This is a genomic window from Aeromonas sp. Y318-3 (assembly GCF_027706185.1).
Lineage (GTDB): Bacteria > Pseudomonadota > Gammaproteobacteria > Enterobacterales > Aeromonadaceae > Aeromonas > Aeromonas veronii.
This window is the reverse complement of record NZ_JAPDCN010000003.1, coordinates 375956-394349: the sequence shown is the minus strand read 5'-3', so window position 1 is coordinate 394349 and position 18394 is coordinate 375956. Positions and strand designations below refer to the sequence as shown.

The following is an 18394-nucleotide window of genomic DNA, read 5'->3' as shown; positions in this document are numbered from 1 at the left end:
TAATGGATGCCCACTTTGCCCCGTACAGTTACCTCCCCCAAAAAGTTCATCATCGGTCAACACCTTCTCCCGCAACTCCATGAGCACGTTAAAGATTTTGGTGACTATGCGTTGCTCATCAGCGATGAGTTCATTCTGGAGCGGGTACGGGAAGAAGCTTTGGCAGGGCTCTTGCAGGCAGGCCTCAGGGGAGTGGTCGACAAGTTTCGCTACGAATGCACCGAACAGGAGATCCACCGCCTGACCCACCTTGCAGAGCAATATGGTGCGAACGTGATTGTCGGGATCGGCGGCGGCAAGACGCTGGATGTCGCCAAGGCCGTGGCCTTCTATCTGCGCCGTCCGGTTGTGCTGTTCCCGACGATTGCCTCTACGGATGCCCCCTGTACGGCGCTGGCGGTGATCTACAACCAGGCGGGTGAATTTGAACGCTATCTGTTCCTGCCGCAAAATCCGGACGTGGTGCTGGCTGACACGGCCATCATTGCCGCCGCCCCTCCCCGCTTCTTTTCCGCTGGCGTTGGCGATGCCCTGGCCACCTATTTCGAGGCGCGCGCCTGCTATCGGGCGGACGGGCTCAATCTGGTCGGCAAGCGCCCTTCACGCACTGGCCTTGGTCTGGCAAAGCTCTGTTACGAGCTGCTTGGTGAGAACATCGAGCTGGCCATGGATGCGATACGCCACCATGTCTCGACCCCGGCGCTTGAGCAGGTTATCGAGGCCACCATCTACCTCAGCGGGGTAGGCGCAGAAGCCGGTGGACTGGCCGCCGCTCATGCCGTCAACAACGGCATGTCACTGATAGTGGAGCTCCATCGCGCCCAGCATGGCGAGAAGGTGGTCTTCGGCCTGCTGACCCAACTCGTGCTTGAGCGCGCCCCGCAACATGATCTTGATGAGGTGTTTCGCATCATCGACTGTGCAGGTCTGCCCATGACGCTGCAAGAGCTGGGGCTCACCCACTTTGATGAAAACGAGTGGCGCAAGGTGGCGCAGTTGGCTTGCGATCCTCTCGATACCATGGGCAACATGCCAATGACCGTGAGTGAACAGGATGTCTACGCCGCCATGGTAGCGGCCAATGCCATGGCTGAGCGTTATCGCCTCCGCCATCCCCGCGCCTGATTGCTTGCCGCACTAAACAGGCAAACAGTAAAAAGGCTTGCCCATTGGCAAGCCTTTTTCATTTGCGTCCCATCCCTTGTCGGGATAGACGAAAGTCCGCGCTGACTCAGGGCAGTTTCACCGCTCGCACCGCAACCTCTGGCAGGGCGAAGGCATCTTGCGCGGCGATGAGTTGCAGCTCGTAAGCCTGCTGGCGCCAGGTCTCCTGCAGCACCGCATCCACCGAGGCGTTGGTGCGCTCGAACGCGCTGACCGCATCGTGACCGGCCAGCAAATTGGCCAGCATCAGGGCGCTGATAAGATCGCCCACCCCCACCGGCTGGCGGGCAAAGTCATAGAGCGGACGGGCAATCAAGTAATCCCCTTGCGGGGTGGCCAGCAGCATCTCGAAGCGGCTGGAGTCCTGCGCCGCACGACCGAGATGCTTGACCAGCACCAGCTTGACGCCGCGGGCCAGCAGCTGATGGGCAGCCGCGCGGGTCTGATCCAGATCAGCCAGATGGGTATCGCAGAGGGTCTCCAGCTCCAGCAGGTTGGGGGCCATCATGTCGGCCACCGGCAGCGCCTGCTCGGTCAGGAAACGGGTGACGCCAGGAGCGACGATACACCCCTTCTCCGGGTGACCCATCACAGGGTCGCAGAAGTAGATGGCATCCGGGTTGGCCGCCTTGACAGCGTTGACCACGGTCAGGATCTCGTCCCCCTGCTCGGCGGAGCCAAGGTAGCCACTCAGCACGGCGTCACACTGGCTCAACACCTCGATATTGCCCAATCCTTTCACCAGCGCACTGATATGACCCGCCGGCATCGCCATCCCCTGCCACCCCTGGGCATATTGGGTGTGGTTGGAAAACTGCACCGTGTTGATGGGCCATACATCCATACCAAGGCGGCGCATGGGGAAGACGGCCGCGCTGTTGCCGGCACAACCAAAGACCACGTGGGACTGAATAGAGAGAACGGATTTCATCGGGAATACCACAGCAAAGGATCAGCAAGGTGGGCAATATATCGGATGAAGATAACGATGCGCCACCTTGGCGCGGGATGAACAGGCAATTTCCTGACTAAAGACAGGTTTTTTGCGCCATTTGGCCCGCCTCCACAGGGTGAGCGGCGCCATGATGTGCCGCGTCCCCGTCGTCACATGCCGTTGTGCTCTACAGCATGACGGGCAAAGTGATAGACCCATCCCTCATCACAAGGCATGTCACTGGGTGGCGAAATCAGCTCAGGCAATACCGTCACCTTGCCACCAGCGGCATATTGCAGCGCCATCAGGGCGCAGAGCACCGCATCGTAGCGATCGGTGCCGACCAGCACGTCCGCAGGCAGTAAGGCCGCCAGCTCGGGCCGTGCCGGGGAGGCCTTGCCGCCCACTTTGGCCAATGCCGGATAGACCTCCAGCACGGCACGACTGGCCTTCGGGGCAACGGTCGGCACCAGTTGCAGATCAGAGAGCCGCGGCAGCATGGAGAGCGCCAGAGTGGCGTTGTTGCCGAGCCGGTCGAAGGTGGCCGACAGCGGCTTCTTGCCATACTGCTGATACAACCAGCGCTCGCAGTCACGATAGGCGTAGGGGTTGTCTATCTCCCGTTCGGGCACGGCGCAGCTGTGTGGCTGGCCGTTGAGCAGATCCCGCAAGGCACGGGGAAAGGCGAGCGGAGCATCGATACCGAGCGCCAGTTGCGGGCAGGCTTCTATCTGCATCAGGGTCAGCTCGTTTTGCAGGGCCGGACGCAACAGGGCGGCCAGATCCGGCGCCACCCGCGAGCTCAAGCGAAACAGCGGCGACACCCCGAGCCAGTGCAGGCTGTTGGAGTCGGCCTGCCAGCCCACCACGGCCACCGCCTGGGCACTGCCCTGCCAGCCACGCACATCCCAGCCGATCCCGATTGCACTCATCTGCCCTGCCGTCATCAATCACCTCTGTTCGCCTGTCACAAGTTACAAGAGGCACAGGGTAATCAGCAGAGGCCTTTAACGCAAAGCGAACCGCCTTGGTCAGAACGATTTCTGGAAGTTCACCAGCGGCAAAATGGGGAAAACGCCGTTGGCGGCGTAGTTGGCCAACCCGATCTGCAAGCCATCGAGATGCTGGGTCGCATTGATAAAGCCGATCTGGAAGGTGGTACGCTCGGCGTAATTGACGAAGCCGACGTTGGCCAGCGCATTGCCCCTGGCGATATTGACCGCCCCCCAGTTGAGCCCCTGCACATTGTTGGTCAGGTTGACCAGCCCCAGATTAACGCCGGTATCCTGCCCTTCGTGCCAGTTGATGGCGTTGATGGCGACCCCGCCAAACTGGTGGCGCACCCGGCCAGCACCGAGGAAAATCCCGAGCTGCAGGCCGCGGAACTGATCCACATCGGAGAGGGCGAAGATCGGCAGATCAATGCCCTTCACCTGACCGGTCCGACCGTAGAGCAGCGAGGCGCGCGCCCCTTCCACCTGATGGGACGCGGGCAAATTGACCCCGGGCAGAGAGACCTGCACCGGGGTACTGGCCTGCGCGACACCGCACAGAGTAAGGGCGCTGCACAGGGTAAGGGCGCTGCGCGCCAGCAGCAGTCGGGAGAGTGTCATGGGAAGTTCCTTGGGCCATTGAGAGTGGCCCGATCCTAACAGTCAGGGGAGAGTGTGGGCACACCAGCAGGGACGAGGTGCGTCACGATACGTCACGGGTGGCCCTCTCACCTCTCCATCAGGACTTGCGAAAGCGCCACCTCAAGGACAATCGGCCACTTTTTCGCAACGAGTGGCCCCTCTTCCTTTCTTTGCCTGAGCGAACTGCCTAAAATAGTCGCCCTGCTGTATCCGGCATTCATCCATCTAGAGGATTTCCCATGGAGACGTTTCTGCTCGAAGGCCACCCCTTCGTTGCCTTGTGTGACCTTATCAAACATCAGGGGTGGGCCGATTGTGGCGGCGCCGCCAAAGCCCTCATTGCCGAAGGGCTGGTCGAGGTGGACGGTCAGGTGGAGACCCGCAAGCGCTGCAAGATCGTGGCCGAACAGGTGGTCAACTTCAACGGCATGAAGGTCGTGGTGAAAGAGGGCGTCAGCCCGGAGATTGGCTAAACCCGTTTCGGGGAGCCACTCTCCGGCAACCCGCTAGCTGGCCTTGATCGACAGGGTCAGCACAAAACGCGCCATCGCCTCATCCCCGTTCAATGACGGACAGGTGGCTACCACCCGGATGGGGCGATTGATGCGCTGACCGCTTGCCAACGATTCGTCGATCATGGCGTCAATCTCCTCCCCCGCTGCGCAGTCGAACTGCACATCCCCCTCCGGGCGTTTCAAAAACTCCCCCTGCACATCCTTGAAGGCAAAGTGCACCTTCTTGCGCCGCTGCCGCCCCTTCTCCATCACCAGCAGACCGCCTACCAGATCGGCGCCGGTCGCCAGCGCGCCAAAATACATGCTGCCCAGATGGTTGCGGGTACGCCATCCAAGGGGAATGCGAATGCGCAGCGCCTTGGCGTTCATCTCTTCGATGATCGGGGCACAAAACCCGATGACGGGAATATAGCGCCAGGCAAACAGCCGAAGTGCCAGATTGGCTTTGAAGCGTTGCAAATCCATATGCGAACTGATCCGATGAGTTAATGTAAACAACATGTTGCCTGCATCTGCGCCATTCGACAAGCACAGGGATCACGCTTACGACCTTTTGCCCAACGCAAAAAACAGAGGGAACCGTATCGGTTCCCTCTTTTCGTTCATGTCGCTGTTACAGCAAATGTGCCGCTCAGGCGCGCTTCTCTTCCAGCCAGGCCCCCTGACTCTGCATCTCGAACAGCTGGGCATAGTGACCGCCGAGGGCCATCAACTCACCATGGGTACCCCGCTCGCTCACCTGACCGCGGGAGAGCAGCAGGATCTCGTCCGCATCGACGATGGTCGAGAGGCGGTGGGCGATGGCGATGGTGGTGCGGCCACGACGGGCAGCAGAGATCGCCTGCGACAGCGCCAACTCGGTCTGGGAGTCCACGCTGGCCGTCGCTTCATCCAGAATGAGGATACGCGGATCCCCCACCAGCGCGCGGGCAAAGGAGAGCAGTTGCCGCTGACCGGCGGAGAGGTTCTTGCCCCCCTCCTCCATCAGGGTGTTGATCCCCTGTGGCAGGCTGCGCACAAAGTCGGCCAGCTGCACCTCGCTCAACGCCTGCCAGAGCCGCGCTTCGTCTATTCCGGCGCGGCCGAGACGCAGGTTCTCCGCCAGGGTGCCGACGAAGATAAATGGATCTTGCTGCACCAGCCCGATGCTGCGGCGCACCGCCGCCAGCGACAGGGTATCCAGTGCGTGATCATCGAAACGGATCTGCCCCTGATCCAGCGGATAGAAGCCCATCAGCAAGCTGATAATGGTGGACTTGCCGCTGCCGGTATGGCCCACCAGCGCCAGCATCTGGCCCGGTTTTGCGGCAAAACTGACCTCCCGCAGCACCTGCTGCTCACCATCGTAGGAGAAGCTCACCCGCTCGAAACTGACCCGCCCTTCCAACGGGCGCAGCTCGCCCTCGGTGCTCTCGCGGGTTTCATCGAGCAGGGCAAAGACCCGCTCCCCCGCCACCATCGCCTGCTGCAACTGGTTAAGCTGGTTGGTCATCTCGATGAGCGGTTCGATCATCCGTCCCAGATAGCTGATAAAGGCATAGAGCACCCCTACCTGAATAGCACCCGCGTGGCTCCCCCCCTCATGGGCAAACAGCGCCAACAGGCCGATCAGCACCATCATGTAGAAGAGATCGATTAGCGGACGCAGCAAAATGCCGTTGATCTTGAGGCTCTTGATCCGTGCCGACCAGTGTTGCTGGTTCACCTCGGCAAAGGCGTTGGCAAAGTGGCGCTCCTGCACCATAGCCTGAATGACCGGCATCCCCTGCAGCGACTCGTTGAGGCGGCTGTTGATGTCGGAGAGCAGGCTGCGGGTCGCTCGCACCACCGGCACGCTCAGTTTCTGGTAGAGCCACATCACCCCGCCCACGGCGGGCAGCAACAGGGAGCAGACCAGCATCAGCCGCAGATCCAGCAGCGCCATGGAGATGAGGATGCCGCACAAGAGCACCACTTTTTGCACCAGCAAGCCGATCACCTGCACATAGAGGTTCATGATCGCCTCGGTGTCGTTGGTGATGCGGGAAATCAGCGAGCCGGAGCGATGCTTGTCAAAGTAGCGGGCCGGCAAGCGGATGGCGGTGGCAAACACCTGCTCGCGCAAGGTTTGCACCACCGCCTGGGCGATACGGTTAAAGCGCAGGGATTGCAAATAGAAGCCCGCCGCCGAGAGTACCTGCAAGCCCAGATAGCCCGCTGCAATCAGGGCTATGGTGGGCAGCACGATATTGCGAGGCGCCAGATAGTCATCGATAAAGAGCTTGATCAGCAGCGGCCCGGCCACTTCGGCGCCGGTGGCGAGCAGCAGGCAAATCCCCGCCTGGATCAGCCAGCGAGGATACTGGGCGCAGTAGGCGAGCAGTCGTTTAATGGTCGGATTCACAGGCTCTCCTCCACCGCTTCTTCGAGACGCTGATAACGCACCATATCTGCGTACCAGCCATTGTGCGCCATCAGGGCACCGTGATGACCCCGCTCGCTGATGGCCCCCTGCTCCAGCACCAGGATCTCGTCGGCCTGCTCCACCGCCGTCATGCGATGGCTGACCAGGATCAGGGTGCGACGATGGGCCTTGAGGGCATGCAGAATTTGCTGCTCGGTGTGGGCATCCACCGCCGAGAGCGCATCATCGAGCACCAGAATGGGCGCATCCAGCAGCAGGGCGCGGGCAATGGCCAGCCGCTGTTTCTGGCCGCCGGAGAGGGTCACCCCTTTCTCCCCCACCTCGGTCTCATAGCCCTTGGGGAAACGCACGATATCATCGTGGACACAGGCAATGCGCGCCACCCGTTCGACCTCCTCGCGGCTCGCATCGGGTTTGCCGAGGGCAATATTGGCAGCGATGGTGGTGGAAAACAGGAATGGCTCCTGCGGCACATAGGCAAACTGGCTGCGCAATGTGGCGAGCGGCAGCTGGTCAATCGGAACGCCACCCATGACAATCGAACCGTGAGTCGGATTGGCAAGGCGCATCAACAGCTTGAGCAGGGAGCTCTTGCCTGCCCCGGTGCGCCCCACCACCCCGAGCATCCCCCCTTGCTTGAGGGTAACGTCGATATCCGCAAGCAGGGTGCGCTGCTCAAGTTGATAGCTCACCCCTTTGATCTGCAAAAGAAAGGCAGAGGTAAACGCGGCCGGCTGGGCAGGCTCTTCGATATCGCTGCGCTCCCCCAGCAGGCTTTCGATACGGGAGTAGGCGGCGCTGCCCCGCTCGATGATGTTGAACAGCCAGGCGATGGCAAACATCGGCCAGATCAGCTGGCCGAGGTACATGGTGAAGCTGGTGAGCTCACCCAGAGTCAGCTCATCGCGCAGCACCAGCACACTGCCCCCCGCCACCGCGAGGAAGTAGGAGCAACCGATACAGAGATAGATGACCGGATCGAATTTGGCATCGATGCGGGCCACCGCCATATTGCGCTCCCCCGCCTGTTTGGTCAGCTCGGCAAAGCCTTCATCTTCCAGCGATTCAACCGCATAGGATTTCAACACCCGCACGCCGGAAAGGGCCTCCTGGGTCTTGTTGTTGAGCCTGGAGAAGGCCCCTTGCGCCGCCTTGAACTGGGTGTAGATCTGGGTGCCGAAGCGGTTCATGAAATAGGCCATCACCGGCAGCGGCAACAAGGAGACCAGCGTCAACTGCCAGGAGTACTGGCTACACATGATGGAGAGCACCAATACCCCGACCATGATGGAGTCCACCAGAGTCAGCACCCCTTCGCCAGCGGTCATCTCCACCGCCTGAATGTCGTTGGTGGCATGGGCCATCAAATCGCCAGTACGGTGGCGCTGATAAAAATCGGGGCTCATCCGGGTGAAATGACTGAACAGGCGATTGCGCAACACATAGGCCAGACGGTAAGAGGCACCAAACAGCATCACCCGCCAGACGTAGCGCAGCAGATAAATCAGCACACCCAGACCAAACAGCCCCGCCAGATAGCGCATCAGAGTGTCATTGTCGAGACCGCCCTTGGTGATGCCATCCACCACCCAGCCCACCACTTTGGGCGGAATAACGGTCAACAGGGCCACCATCAGCAGCAGGGAGATAGCGGCCAGATAACGGGGCCACTGCTCCTTGAAAAACCAGCTCAATCGTAGAAATACGCTCACACCACCAACCTTTAGCGCTCTCTGCCCGTGACCGCTCCAAGGAGCGGCCATCAGAGAAGCCACGCAGAAATAGAAGAATGAAAACAATCGCCTCCGGCTGGAGGCGATTCGAACGAAAGCTCATCATATCCCGAACCGGGATGGTTGAGAATAATTACTATTTAATTCACTGTGACATGCGATCATCCCCTGATGAATAGGGATTATACGAATTTTCATGCTGCTCACCGGTCAACAGGAAGTGTGACACCTCTTCCCGGGTCTGGCTAAAGACCTGTTGCAACTGCTCCAGATCCGTCTCGCTCAGCACCTCGTTTTGCCGCAGGCGCCACTCCAGCTCGCCAGCCACCAGTTGCAAACGGGCCGCCGAGATATTGGCCGACACCCCCTTGAGGGTGTGCAGCAACTTGCTGGCCACCTCGGGCTGCTGACGGCGCAGGGCAGAGCGGATCTCCCACAGGTCGTCCTTGTGCTCCGACATGAACAGCTTGAACAGGATCTGCAACGCCTCCTTGTCCTGCTCCAGCCGCTTGAGGGCATCCTGCAGATCGAGGATCCCGATCATATCCGGCGGTTTCACCTCCATGATCCCTGCATGCTCCACTCCTTGCGGCTTTACCCACTGCAGCAGGTTGTTGTAGAGATCCAGCTTGCTCACCGGCTTGGTGACATAGCCATTCATCCCCACCCCCAGGCAACGCTCCTTGTCACCGGGCATGGCACTGGCGGTGAGGGCAATGATGGGCACATCGTGTTTGTCGACCATCTTGCGGATCTGGCGGGTGGCATCGAGTCCGTCCAGCACCGGCATCTGCAAATCCATCAGGATCACGTCAAAAGGCTGCTCGGCGACCCGCTCCACCGCCTCCCGACCATTGCTGACCACACACACCACCGCATCGACGCGCCGCAGATACTCGATGATGAGCTGCTGATTGACCCGGTTGTCTTCCGCCAACAGCACTCGGGTGCCCTGCAACAGGGATTTGAAGTGTTGCTGATCCCCCTGTGCCTCGGCCTTGCGCAGGTTGAGCTCGTAGGAGCTGCCGTTGAGCAGCTCGTCCACCTTGGCCAGCAGGGCATTTTCGGTCATCGGTTTGGGCAGAAAATGGGTCAGCCCCATGCTGTCCATCCGGGCGTGCAGCCCCTCTCTGGCCCAGGCACTGATCATCAGGATGGGGATCCGCCGCCACTGGCTGTGCTGATACATCTCCAGCGCCAGATCGAGCCCATCCTCCTGACCCATGCGCCAGTCGAGGATCGCCAACCGCAGATTCGGTCCCTCTTCACGGAGCAGCTGACGGGCACGGGAAAGGGAGTTAACCGGCAGCACCCGCACTCCCGCGCGAGTTAGAATGTCCCGGGCCAGATCCAGCACCAGTTCGTTGTCATCCATCACCATCACCAGCGGCTGGTTCTCGAAGAAGACTTTCCGTCCAGCCACGCCGTAGACCGCCTGCGCCATCGGGATATCAAACTTGAACAGAGAGCCGACGCCAGGCTTGCTCTCTACGGTGATCCGCCCCCCCATCAGCTCCACCAGCCGCTGGGAGATGTTGAGCCCAAGACCCGAGCCGCCATATTTTCGGGTATTGCCCGCCTCCAGCTGGGTAAACGCCTGAAACAGTTGGGTCTGCTTCTCTTCGGCAATGCCGATTCCGGTATCGCGCACACTGAAGCGGATCCGCATTGGGTGAGGATTGGCCAGCTCGATGCAGACTTCGACTTCACCGCGTTCGGTAAACTTGATGGCGTTGTTCACCAGATTGACCAGCACTTGTCCCAATCGCAAGGGATCCCCACGCAAAAAGACCGGCACCTCCGGTGACTTGCGAATAACCACTTCCACGTGTTTGCGCTCCGCCAGATCGGCAAACATGCCCGCCAGCGAATCCAGCTGCTCGCTGAGATCGAAATCAATCTCTTCCAGCGTCAGCTTGCCTGACTCCACCTTGGTCAAATCGAGGATATCGTTGATCAGCAGCAGCAAGGTATCTGAGGAGGACTTTATCTTGCCAAGGTAATCACGCTGTTGTTGATCCAGCTCGGTTTGCAGCGCCAGCGAGCTAAAACCTATGATGGCATTCATGGGGGTGCGGATCTCGTGGCTCATGTTGGCCAGAAAATCGCTTTTGGCCTGGGCCAGCAAGCCGGTCTGGCGCGACAACTCGCTCAGCTTCTGGTTGCGGCGCCACAGGGTGAAGGCCACCAGCGCAAAGCAGATCAAAGCCCCGCACAGCACCATCAGATAGAAGCGGTTCATCAAAGAGGAGGCGCGCTCCAGCTTGTCGAGTTTCCAGCGCACCAGACTCTCGATCACATGCATGTCGATGAGCTGGTAACGCAAGGTGTGATAGGCAATCACCTGCTGGCTCATCTCCTTGCTCAGGCGGATCAGGGTAGCGATCTCCGGCAAGTTGCCATAACGGGATTGCAACTGCTGTTGCAGCAGATCCAGCGTAGTCTGTTCACGTTTGTCCCAACTGCGCTGCAGATAGTTGCTCAGTTGCGCCAGCTCCTCCAGGTCGCGATGAAGCGCACTGTCTGACGGGCTTATCCCCCGCACCTTTTGAATCTGGGCCTGCAGGGGCGCATTGAGATACTCGATAGCCATCTCAATGGCATGAAGCCTGGCCAGCGCCATCAGATAGGTGTCCATGTCCTCAAGCAGTGCCTGGGAGAGATCGTCTTGCACCAGCTCGGGATCGCTTCTGACTTCCCGTACAAAACCGTCAAGGGTGATGGATAACTGGTTCAGGCGCTGCTGGACATTGCTGTCATTGGCCTGCTCCCGCCCAAGCAGATAGACGGTATCGGCGTTGATCCGGTTCAGCACCACCTCGGCCGCGTCGTTCAGGTCGTGGGCCTGTTGCTGCTGACTGAGCGACTGCCAGCAGTAGCCCGAAAAGGCGAGCAGCAAGGCAACGATCAGCCCTGGCACAGCACGGTTTTTCCGTGATCCTTTATTCATCCCGTCTCGACTCTCATCTGGTGGTCGCTGAATTATCCGGTTAGGCAATGAACCCAGGGGGAATTATCCACTCCCGCTGGGCACTGTGTTACCGTTATTGCTCTGATATTTCGCTATTGTTTCGCGATTGCTTCATTCTGGCTTCTCATCATATCCCCGGCCAGCGCTGATTTAGAAGGAACCAATTATGTCATTTATCACTACTTATTGTAGCCACTGCTTTACCAGGAACCGCCTGCCCGTTACCCATATCGATACATCTGCCAAATGCGGGCGCTGCAAATCCCTCCTGTTCAGCCAGACCCCTTGCCTCGGGAAGGCGGATAACTTCGATACCCTGATCAACTCAGATATCCCGGTCGTGGTCGATTTCTGGGCCAGCTGGTGCGGCCCCTGCCAGCAGTTTGCTCCGGTATTTCATGAGGTTGCCCATGAACTCGAACCACGGATGCGCTTTGTCAAAGTCGATACCGAGCAGCAGAGCACCATTGCCGCCCGTTACGCCATTCGCAGCATCCCCACCCTGATGGTCTTCAAACAGGGCAAACTGGTGAACCAGATAAATGGCTCCTTGCCCAAGAGCATGTTCAAGCAATGGCTGGAACAGTTCATGGATGTTTGATTTATATTTCGCACATGTTTTATTTATGTGTTCATTTCCTCATTTTTATCAATGAGTATGTGAGTAGAGGCTGATTTTCAACATGTGAGTCTGTTTCAAACAAGTGAATGGATGTAATCTCGGCAACACAAAAACAACCATAAATTAACCAAGAGAACATTATGCACACATCAGCTGTACCCTCTGCTCCATCTCGCTGGCTGGACATCAAATCAGGGATCGTCATCCTGGATGTCTTGCTACTTTGTGCCATGCTCGCCTGGCTCCCGTTTGACCCCATGGTCAACAAGGGGCTGGGCATTCTGGTCTTTATCGCCATCCTCTGGCTGACCGAAGCACTGCACGTCACCATCACCGCGCTGCTGGTACCCCTGCTGGCTACCGTGCTCGGGGTGTTTGACATGAGCAAATCCCTCACCGATTTTGCCAACCCGATCCTGTTCCTCTTTTTTGGCGGTTTCGCCCTCGCGGCAGCCCTCTCCAAACAGGGACTGGATACCCTGATGGCAGGCAAGGTGATGCACCTGGCCAATGGTCATCTGGGTTGGGGCGTCATCCTGCTCTTTACCATCACAGCCGCCATGTCGATGTGGATCAGCAACACCGCTACCACCGCCATGATGCTGCCACTGGCGATCGGTATGCTGGCACGCCTCGATAGCAAAAAAGAGCGCGCCACCTTCGTCTTCGTATTGCTGGGGATCGCCTACAGCGCCAGTATCGGTGGCATCGGTACCCTGGTGGGTAGCCCACCCAACGCCATCGCAGCCGCCCAGATGGGGATTGGCTTCACTGACTGGATGAAATTCGGTGTTCCAGTAGTGCTGATCCTGATGCCCTGCGGCATTGCCCTGCTCTATCTGGTAACCCGCCCGCGTCTCAGCCACCGCGTCGAGATCCAGGATGTCACCATCAACTGGACCCGCGAGCGTAAAGTGACGCTGGCAATCTTCCTGACCACCGTTGTGCTCTGGATCGGCTCACAACCCATCTCCAACGCCTTTGGCGGTATTCCGCAACTCGACACCCTGATTGCCATGGGCGCCATCGTAGCCATCGTGGTCAGCCGTGTCGCCAGCTGGGATGACGTCAACCAGAACACCGACTGGGGCGTACTGATGCTGTTTGGCGGCGGTCTGACCCTGAGCGCCATTCTCAAAGCCACTGGTACCAGCGCCTTCCTGGCCAGCCATCTGTCGGCCGTACTCTCCAACGCCAACATTTTTGTTGTGTTGCTTATGCTGGCCGCCTTCGTGGTGTTCCTGACCGAGCTGGTCTCCAACACCGCCACCGCCGCACTGTTGGTTCCCCTGTTTGCCGGTGTCGCCGAGGCGCTGGGGGTATCACCTGTGGTGATGTCGGTGTTGATCGCTATCGGTGCCTCCTGTGCCTTTATGCTGCCGGTCGCCACGCCGCCCAATGCCATCGTCTTTGCCAGTGGCCACATCCGCCAGAGGGAGATGATGAAAGCCGGTATGGCTCTGAACGTGGTCTTTACCGTGTTGCTCGCCCTGCTGGCCTACTTCGTTGGCGATATCCTCTGATTCAACTCCCCCCAATAAACAAAAACCCCCGCATTGCGGGGGTTTTCTCATTTATGAATCTGATTAGCCGATGTTGCAGGCCTTCAGATCCCAGATCCGATCCACATAGTCCTGAATAGAGCGGTCGGAGTTGAACTTGCCCATGGTGGCCGAGTTGATGATGGCCTTCTTCGCCCACAGTGCCGGATCCCGATACCAGGTATCGATCAGCTTGTGTGCATCCGAGTAGGACTGGAAGTCCGCCAGGGTCAGGTAAGGGTCTCCCCCTTCCAGCAAGGAGCGCTTGATGGAGGCCAGTTCACCCGGACGACCAGGCGTGAAGTAGTCGGTATCAAACCAGTCCAGCACGGCTTTGAGCTCGGAATTGGCATAGTAGAAGTCGTACGGGTTGTAACCGCGCGCCTTCAGCGACTTCACTTCGTCCACGTTCAAACCGAAGATGGCACAGTTTTCGGCCCCCGCCTCTTCGGCGATCTCGATGTTGGCTCCATCCAGCGTCCCGATGGTGATTGCACCGTTGAGTGCCATCTTCATGTTGCCGGTACCGGATGCTTCATAACCTGCAGTAGAGATCTGCTCGGAGACATCTGCCGCCGGGATCAGCTTCTCGGCCAGACTCACGCGATAGTTCGGCATGAACACCACTTTCAGCTTGCCCTGGATACGAGCATCGTTATTGACCCGATCCGCCAGCTTGTTGATGGCATAGATGATGTCTTTGGCCAGCTTGTAACCGGGCGCCGCTTTGGAGCCGAAGATAAACACGCGCGGATGCATGTCATAGTCCGGGTTGGCCAGCAGGCGACGATAGAGCGCCATGATGTGAATAAGGTTCAGCTGCTGGCGCTTGTACTCGTGCAGACGCTTGATCTGGACGTCAAAGATCGCCTCGGCACTGACATCGATACCGGTTTCGTCCTTGATGACCTTGACCAGCTTCTCTTTGTTGTGACGCTTGATGGTCATGAACTGCTGCTGGAACGCCTTGTCGTCGGCAAACTTCACCACGCCACGCAGTTTGTCCAGTTGCAGCGGCCACTCCTTACCCACCACTTCGTTGTAGAGACCCGCCAGCTCCGGGTTGCACGCCAGCAGCCAGCGACGCGGGGTTACCCCGTTGGTCACGTTGCACATTTTTTCCGGCCACAGCTCGGCATACTCGGGGAAGAGATCTTCCTTCACCAGCTTGGAGTGGATCTCGGCCACACCGTTCACTTTGGACGAACCGATCACGCACAGGTTGCCCATGCGAACCTTGCGCACATCTCCCTCTTCGATGATGGAGAGCTTGGCTTTGATAGCATCGTTGCCCGGCCACTTGGGCTCCACCAACTCGTTCAGGAAGCGGGCGTTGATCTCGTAAATCACCTCCAGATGGCGAGGCAGTACTTTCTCGAACAGGCTGACCGACCACTTCTCCAGCGCTTCCGGCAACAGAGTGTGGTTGGTATAAGAGAAGACCTGATAAGAGATAGCCCAAGCGGCATCCCAGTTCAGATCTTCCTCGTCAACCAGCACCCGCATCAGTTCCGGGATGGCGACAGTCGGGTGAGTATCGTTGAGCTGAATGGCAATTTGCGCGGCAAAGTTGCTGAAGTCACTGCCATGGACCCGCTTGTAGCGGCGCATGATGTCCTTGATGGAGCAAGCACAGAAGAAGTACTGCTGGATCAGACGCAGCTCTTTACCTGCATCGGTCTCATCGTTCGGATACAGCACCTTGGAGATGGTCTCGGCCTGGGCTTTCTCAGCCTGGGAGTCGATGTAACCACCGGCGTTGAACACGTCCCAGTCGAAAAACTCGGAGGCGCGGGATTCCCACAAACGCAGGATGTTGACGGTATGACCGCCAAAACCGACCACCGGAATATCCCAAGGCACCCCTTTAATCTTGCGACCGGCGTGCCATACCTTCTTCAGGCCACCATTGTCACCAAACACGGTCTCGACGTAGCCATAGAGCGGCACTTCTTGCACCGACTCGGGGCGGCAGATCTCCCAGGGGTTGCCATATTCACGCCAAGAGTCCGGACGCTCGATCTGGCGGCCATCCTGGATTTCCTGACGGAACAGACCGTGTTCGTAGTGGATACCGTAACCAACCGCCGGATAGTTCAGAGTGGCCAGCGAGTCGATAAAGCAGGCAGCCAGACGACCCAGGCCGCCGTTGCCAAGTGCCATGTCCGGCTCTTGCTCGCACAGGTCGGTCAGTTCCAGACCGAGTTCGCCCAGCGCCTCTTCGCAAGTCTTGTAGAGGGAGAGGTTGTGCAGGTTGTTGGAAGTCAATCGTCCCATCAGGAATTCAGCAGAGAGATAGTGAATCGCACGAGTATCTTTCTTGAAATGAGTCTGCTGAGTGCGGGTCAGGCGCTCGTACACCTGTTCATTGACGGCCGCCGCAGTGGCTTTCCACCACGCTTCGGGAGAGGCTTTCTGTTCGCTTGTTCCCAAGGTAGAACGCAGGTGACGCACGATACTCGCCTTGAGCTGATCTTTATCCAGTTGGAGATCCTGGTCTGTCTTCTTCTTGGTAGCCATAAACCATATTCCTTCGTTACAAATAAAATTGTTATCCCGCTTGCGGGACCGGCGCTGTTGTTATCTCAAAATATGTACCGGCGTGAGAATACTAACTAAAGCGGCAGAATTAAAAGTTAACGCAAGTCACACTTTAACCGATAAAAACAGCCTGAAAAGCTTGAAAACCCTTTCCTTTAATTGATCGCACAAAAACAAACATTCCCTTTATTATCATAAGCTTAATGAAACAATAAAAATATTCTGGCATGAATAGGTTTTCAGAGATTGCCAAGCCTTGAAAATCCCTGAAAATAGGCAGCAAGACGGCACATTGAAACCGGTTTCAATGTGCCTGAAAAATTACCGTATAAATATGAAGCAATCATTGCACCCTTAAAGATGTGCCTTGAACTGATTACTCAATGGATCGTAATGGTACCCAATCTGATCCAGACGTCCTGCCAACTGCTCTTCACTCATATCGTAATAGGCCAGCAACTCCTCCAACCCGTCACACTCAAGCCTTAGCTTCTCATTGATGATGCCCAGTAAGATGTTGGCATCAAGACGTTGCAAGGTACTGATATCCATGGCGGCACCTCCTGTAAATGACCTGTATAACCATGGGCGGTTACGCAAGGTTTGTCCATAGTACGAAAAACACCCAGTCTGTTTTATATTAAATAGTCTTTAAAAACATAACCTTACTAACGACACATGCCAACGCCATCACATTATTCAGCAAAAACACCTTGTCACTGCCACAGGATAGAACTACTGTATACACATACAGCTTGGATATTCATACAGGAACCCCATATATGAACCAGCCCCTGCACTCACTGCCCTTTGCGATGAATCGTGTCATGAGCAAGCCCTGGCCAACCAGAACCGCCTGCAAAGCGGAGTTGCCCCATTATGGTGTGACTATCCAGTCTGATGATCAGTTTCTGAGCGAGCTGACAAAGCTTGGGGAGGCTCATACCGGCTGGATCTTGTTGATCGCCCCGCCGGGACGCCCCACAGTCAGCCGTCTGGAAGAGCGAGGTATCGATCCCAAGAGAGTGCTGGTGGTACATAGCCCCAAAATCAAGAACTGGCAGCAAACCCTGGAGCGCAGTCTGGGCAATGGTCACTGCGCCGCCGTATTTACCTGGCTACCCGAGCAGATCGAGCTGGATCACGTCAAGCTGCAGCGACTGGGACAGCAATCTGGCGTACTCACCCGCTTCTTTGGCGCGAAACGGACTAACCTCGGCACACCTCTGCTGGCCTATGCAGAGCAAGATATCTATCTCAATCATTAAGACAAAAAACGAACGCCTACGCAGGCTCTCCTGCGGGTCGCAGTGACAGAAGGGCGCAAACAATATGTGACCAGCGGCTTTATTTGAAAGACAAGCTTGCAACAGCCTGACGGTAGGCATCGGAGATCATTTGATCCTGCTTGCTGCAAGCAGACAAACATCAAAAGATGCAACGGATAAAGCAGCAGAAAATAAAATCTGAACTGGACAATCATGCAGCCCAAGTATTCAAACCTGCAGGACTTCCTGCCCACCAGCGAACCCGTTTGAGCAATATGATGAGGCTGAAAGTCATTGCATTCATTTGAGCTGATCACGACAATTTGTCCACCGGAGTGACCCTCTCCTTGAAATACCGGGTAACAAGGGGTATAACCACGCGTTTTATCAGGTGTAATAAGTGAGCGGTATGATGCAAGCCCCCTTTTGGCAGACCAAGAGTCTGCAGCAGATGACTGAATCCGAATGGGAATCCCTCTGCGATGGTTGCGGAAAATGCTGCCTCAACAAGCTGATCGATGAAGATACCGACGAACTGGTTTTCACCAATGTCGCCTGCAATTTGCTTAACACCAAGACCTGTCAGTGCTCTGATTACGCCAATCGTTTCAAAAAAGAGCCTGACTGTCTGCAGATCACCCATGACAAGATCGCCGAATATGACTGGCTCCCCTCAACTTGCGCATATCGCCTGCTGTCTGAAGGTGACGCTCTTCCAGAGTGGCATCCTCTGCTGACCGGCAGTCGTTCCGCGATGCATCAGGCTGGTCAATCCGTCCGTGGCAAGGTCATTCACGAGGATCAGGCGGGTGAATGGATCGATCACATCATCACCTGGGCCAGCTAACGCGCTCAACCCGCTATTTTCCAGAGACAAGGGCTGCACAATGTGCAGCCCTTGTTGTTTCTGCAAGCAGGGTTTGTAGCTTCACACATATCTGGCTGGCTAAACCAGACACCCTCCCAGCTGCGCATTGAGAGAGGCCGAGACAGAGGCAGAGGCAGAGGCAGAGGCAGAGGCAGAGGCAGAGGCAGAGGCAGAGGCAGAGGCAGAGGCAGAGGCAGAG

Annotated in this window: 15 protein-coding genes; 6 read left to right on the top strand and 9 right to left on the bottom strand. The window is 57.5% G+C overall.

The genetic code is table 11. The annotated features are described in order from the left end of the window. Nucleotides 1–6: 6 nt before the first annotated feature. Entirely contained in the window at nt 7–1125 is a 1119-nt protein-coding gene (locus tag OKB77_RS06385; RefSeq protein WP_270817165.1) for a glycerol dehydrogenase, read from the top strand. Nucleotides 1126–1231: 106 nt separating this feature from the next. On the opposite strand, the gene pdxY is transcribed toward OKB77_RS06385, so the two are convergent. The 3 genes from pdxY to OKB77_RS06370 all read right to left on the bottom strand — a co-directional run bounded on the left by pdxY (nt 1232) and on the right by OKB77_RS06370 (nt 3711). Beyond that, nucleotides 1232–2095, bottom strand: a complete 864-nt coding sequence (gene pdxY / locus OKB77_RS06380) for a pyridoxal kinase PdxY (protein WP_019446110.1) — start codon at nt 2093–2095, stop codon at nt 1232–1234. A 173-nt stretch (nt 2096–2268) separates the two neighbouring features. Further along, the gene (locus OKB77_RS06375) at nt 2269–3045 is read right to left on the bottom strand and encodes a DUF429 domain-containing protein (RefSeq protein ID WP_139436300.1); all 777 of its coding nucleotides are present in this window, start codon (nt 3043–3045) and stop codon (nt 2269–2271) included. 84 nt (nt 3046–3129) lie between these two features. Further along, nucleotides 3130–3711, bottom strand: a complete 582-nt coding sequence (locus OKB77_RS06370; RefSeq protein ID WP_270817162.1) for a VC2662 family protein — start codon at nt 3709–3711, stop codon at nt 3130–3132. A gap of 260 nt (nt 3712–3971) precedes the next feature. On the opposite strand from OKB77_RS06370, the gene ybcJ reads away from it, so the two are divergent. Further along, on the top strand, nt 3972–4205 hold the full coding sequence (ybcJ, locus tag OKB77_RS06365) for a ribosome-associated protein YbcJ (protein ID WP_005333598.1): 234 nt from the start codon (nt 3972–3974) through the stop codon (nt 4203–4205). A 33-nt stretch (nt 4206–4238) separates the two neighbouring features. Here the strand turns inward: ybcJ and OKB77_RS06360 are convergent, their stop codons facing one another. The 4 genes from OKB77_RS06360 to OKB77_RS06345 form a co-directional block, all read right to left on the bottom strand. Continuing rightward, the gene (locus OKB77_RS06360; RefSeq protein WP_005352552.1) at nt 4239–4712 is read right to left on the bottom strand and encodes a DUF4442 domain-containing protein; all 474 of its coding nucleotides are present in this window, start codon (nt 4710–4712) and stop codon (nt 4239–4241) included. Nucleotides 4713–4878: 166 nt separating this feature from the next. Then, the gene (locus OKB77_RS06355; RefSeq protein ID WP_005361118.1) at nt 4879–6630 is read right to left on the bottom strand and encodes an ABC transporter transmembrane domain-containing protein; all 1752 of its coding nucleotides are present in this window, start codon (nt 6628–6630) and stop codon (nt 4879–4881) included. Further along, complete coding sequence (locus OKB77_RS06350; RefSeq protein WP_270817159.1) at nt 6627–8363, bottom strand: ABC transporter transmembrane domain-containing protein; 1737 nt, start codon at nt 8361–8363, stop codon at nt 6627–6629. The genes OKB77_RS06355 and OKB77_RS06350 overlap by 4 nt, the downstream gene beginning before the upstream one ends. 166 nt (nt 8364–8529) lie before the next feature. Continuing rightward, nucleotides 8530–11334 carry a hybrid sensor histidine kinase/response regulator gene (locus OKB77_RS06345; protein WP_270817157.1) on the bottom strand — a complete coding sequence of 935 codons (2805 nt, stop codon included), beginning with the start codon at nt 11332–11334 and terminating at the stop codon, nt 8530–8532. Nucleotides 11335–11521: 187 nt separating this feature from the next. Here OKB77_RS06345 and trxC point away from each other — a divergent pair, with 187 nt between their 5' ends. Both trxC and OKB77_RS06335 read left to right on the top strand, forming a co-directional pair. After that, the gene (gene trxC / locus OKB77_RS06340; protein ID WP_270817155.1) at nt 11522–11956 is read left to right on the top strand and encodes a thioredoxin TrxC; all 435 of its coding nucleotides are present in this window, start codon (nt 11522–11524) and stop codon (nt 11954–11956) included. A gap of 161 nt (nt 11957–12117) precedes the next feature. Beyond that, on the top strand, nt 12118–13500 hold the full coding sequence (locus tag OKB77_RS06335; RefSeq protein WP_005333606.1) for an SLC13 family permease: 1383 nt from the start codon (nt 12118–12120) through the stop codon (nt 13498–13500). A gap of 63 nt (nt 13501–13563) precedes the next feature. Here the strand turns inward: OKB77_RS06335 and OKB77_RS06330 are convergent, their stop codons facing one another. Both OKB77_RS06330 and OKB77_RS06325 read right to left on the bottom strand, forming a co-directional pair. Continuing rightward, on the bottom strand, nt 13564–16038 hold the full coding sequence (locus OKB77_RS06330) for a glycogen/starch/alpha-glucan phosphorylase (protein WP_236295506.1): 2475 nt from the start codon (nt 16036–16038) through the stop codon (nt 13564–13566). A 375-nt stretch (nt 16039–16413) separates the two neighbouring features. After that, nucleotides 16414–16611 (bottom strand): DUF4250 domain-containing protein, encoded by a 198-nt coding sequence (locus OKB77_RS06325; protein ID WP_005333612.1) that lies wholly within the window; start codon nt 16609–16611, stop codon nt 16414–16416. 230 nt (nt 16612–16841) lie between these two features. On the opposite strand from OKB77_RS06325, the gene OKB77_RS06320 reads away from it, so the two are divergent. After that, entirely contained in the window at nt 16842–17327 is a 486-nt protein-coding gene (locus OKB77_RS06320) for a cell division inhibitor (protein ID WP_043824471.1), read from the top strand. Nucleotides 17328–17739: 412 nt separating this feature from the next. Then, nucleotides 17740–18174, top strand: a complete 435-nt coding sequence (locus tag OKB77_RS06315) for a YcgN family cysteine cluster protein (RefSeq protein WP_005352569.1) — start codon at nt 17740–17742, stop codon at nt 18172–18174. The last annotated feature ends 220 nt before the right edge of the window (nt 18175–18394 follow it).